This window comes from Scytonema sp. PCC 10023, assembly GCF_963920835.1.
Classification (GTDB): Bacteria; Cyanobacteriota; Cyanobacteriia; order Cyanobacteriales; family Nostocaceae; genus Kalymmatonema.
The window spans coordinates 1-2,310 of record NZ_CAWUDP010000260.1 but is presented as its reverse complement, the minus strand read 5'-3'; the positions used below and the strand labels follow the sequence as shown (position 1 = coordinate 2,310).

Annotated in this window: 2 protein-coding genes; both read right to left on the bottom strand. The window is 45.2% G+C overall.

Annotated elements, in window-relative coordinates; genetic code table 11:
- Positions 1-160: 160 nt before the first annotated feature.
- A complete protein-coding gene (locus ACM0OZ_RS48500; protein WP_414590099.1) occupies positions 161-1,600 on the bottom strand; it encodes a hypothetical protein in 1,440 nt (479 codons plus the stop codon).
- Between the two features lie 26 nt (positions 1,601-1,626).
- Complete coding sequence (locus ACM0OZ_RS48495; RefSeq protein ID WP_414590098.1) at positions 1,627-2,244, bottom strand: IS607 family transposase; 618 nt, start codon at positions 2,242-2,244, stop codon at positions 1,627-1,629.
- Between the last annotated feature and the right edge of the window lie 66 nt (positions 2,245-2,310).

Below are 2,310 nucleotides of genomic sequence, written 5' to 3'. Positions count from 1 at the left end.
GTGTAGCGAGAAAACGGAATAAACCGGAATCTCTTTTTTCAAACTCTCCTCTGTAGTCGCTTCCACCAGCGTTTGAGGACTTGCCTCTACCGATAGGAGCGTAGTGAAGTAGGAAAGACTTGGGAATCTACACATTCCCTTTGATAAGATTGGAGTACACTTAGCCAGTGACCTTGCTTGCAACCTTATCAAACCCCTGTGTTACCAGAGTTGGGCTTTCATAGTATCGCGTTAGAAATTTAATGCCGATGTTTCTAGCCGCGTTATATCCAGAATTGATGATATAGCCGTTACGGGTTACAGCCAAGCTTCCAGGATGATAGCCGTGTGTGCGCTTGAAATTGTCCCAGACTTTAGGGTTGTTTGCCATCAACTCGGCAACATCCATATCACTTGTCCTGAGCACTTCGCAGCCATCCTTCGCCGACAGTTTTGAAGTGTTGCGGGGATTGACTTTTGCACTGAGGATGTTGTGGTTTTGGCGTGCCTTTCTGGAAGTTTCATCCATGACTTTGGACTTGAGCCAGTAAGCGCGTTTTTGGTTTGAACGTCTGGAGTATCTACCGAGTTGAGGTTTGAGGTTGCCCAGAAACTCAAACACGATGACCGCGCATCTCCAACGATGAGCAAAGTCGATTAACTGTGCTGATAGTTGATTTGCTGCTTCACGTTCACAACGCTTGATTTGTTCCCAGCGAGTTGATGCAAAACCCTTGATGATTAGACCTGTTTTGCTCATTAACTTGGCAATCTTACCTAAACGTAACTTCCTACGCTTAACATGGCTTCTGTGACCACTCAATGTGGTTCTGGCTAATTCGTTTACAGAGCCATCAGCGTCTACGTCTAGGATCACCGCCTTCATAATCTCACCGTCTAAGTCAGTGTCAACCGCACAAATTCTGTTACCATCCTGCATAAGTGTTTTAATGCCACCTGTTGCTATGCAGTAACGTTCAATTGTCCAGTTGAGCCACACAGAGCCATCGGGCTTCGTAATGATGGCTGGTGTTGACTTTTTCCACTCTGAGTGTATTGCTGCACTTTTGTAGGTAAACTTAACCCACTTCCACTGACCTTTGACCAGGATTTTTAGCACAATGGTGGTTCCTGTGTCTTCCTTGAACATCCCTGAATACAAGTTCGCATTCAGCAGAAGCCTCGTGGGAAGGATAGGCGGACAGTGTTTCTTGTCTGATTTCCCGCGTTTGTTAACTTTGCCCAAAGTCTGCCGGGCGGAAGATTCCGTCCGGCGAGCTTTGCGCTTTTCAACAAGAGCTACCCAATTATCGTAGTTACTCTTCCAAGATTTGTAGATACCGCAAGCCTTAGATAAAGCCGCTCTGCGAAATGTTTGGGGAACCTCAAATGGAAAGGTTTGCGTTGGCCGGTCACCAAAAAAACGTGGCTCGTAGTAACGCTTGGAGTCAATACCGTGCGTACAAACACCGTCCGGGTCTTCTTTGATGACAAGCAGAAAGAACAATGTCACGTCGCTAAACATCTTATTGGTTTCGCTTAAGTCAAAATCATTACGTAAAAGCTTGCTGCGTAACGTTTTTGTCTCTATCCTGTGACCTTTGAGCTTAGTTAGTGCCATGATTCTTACTCCACTTTATCGACCTCCTACAACTGTACTACGTTTAACTCCGATTCATCCAGGGATGAAGAAAGATTTGCTTCCGGGTCAATTTTGATTTCTTCCTTGTAACGACGCAGGAAGTAGAGGCGGGACGAGAAGCAATGCATAATGCTCATAAAGTCATGCATCAACTCTTGATACGGGCTAAGTTCGGTTTTCCCCAGCACTGTTATCTTGCATCCATGTAGCACAGCATACCACTCTACAAACTCGAAACCAAACCGACACAAGCGGTCTTTGTGCCCTACGACTATTTCGGCAATCTCATTATTAGCAACACGCTCCATAAGTTTGAGGAACTTACGACGCCTGAAGTTCATCCCCGACCCAATTTCCTTAATAACTTCACCTGTGCGGGAATCGGTCAACAACTTCGCTTGCGCCTGTAAGTCCTGTTTTTGAGAATGTGTTGAAACCCTGGCGTAGATGACAACTATTCGGCTATCCACTGTTGACGTGATGCCTTCTAGGGAAGAGAGTCGGTAACGGCGATGTCCGCCAGGAGACTTGATATATTCTATTTTTCCGGCATTTGCCCAGTCAGCTAATGTTTTCGGATGATACCCAAATCGTTTTTGAACTTGAATCGGAGATAAATACATCAGGCTTAAAAAATACTATGACTCACTCCATTTAACTGCGAAATTGTGTTTTCTAGTAATGAGTCT

Bases quoted from the DNA above. Each gene is read 5' to 3' on its own strand.
- ACM0OZ_RS48495 (WP_414590098.1), bottom strand. From the start codon at position 2,244: ATGTATTTATCTCCGATTCAAGTTCAAAAACGATTTGGGTATCATCCG.
- ACM0OZ_RS48500 (WP_414590099.1), bottom strand. From the start codon at position 1,600: ATGGCACTAACTAAGCTCAAAGGTCACAGGATAGAGACAAAAACGTTA.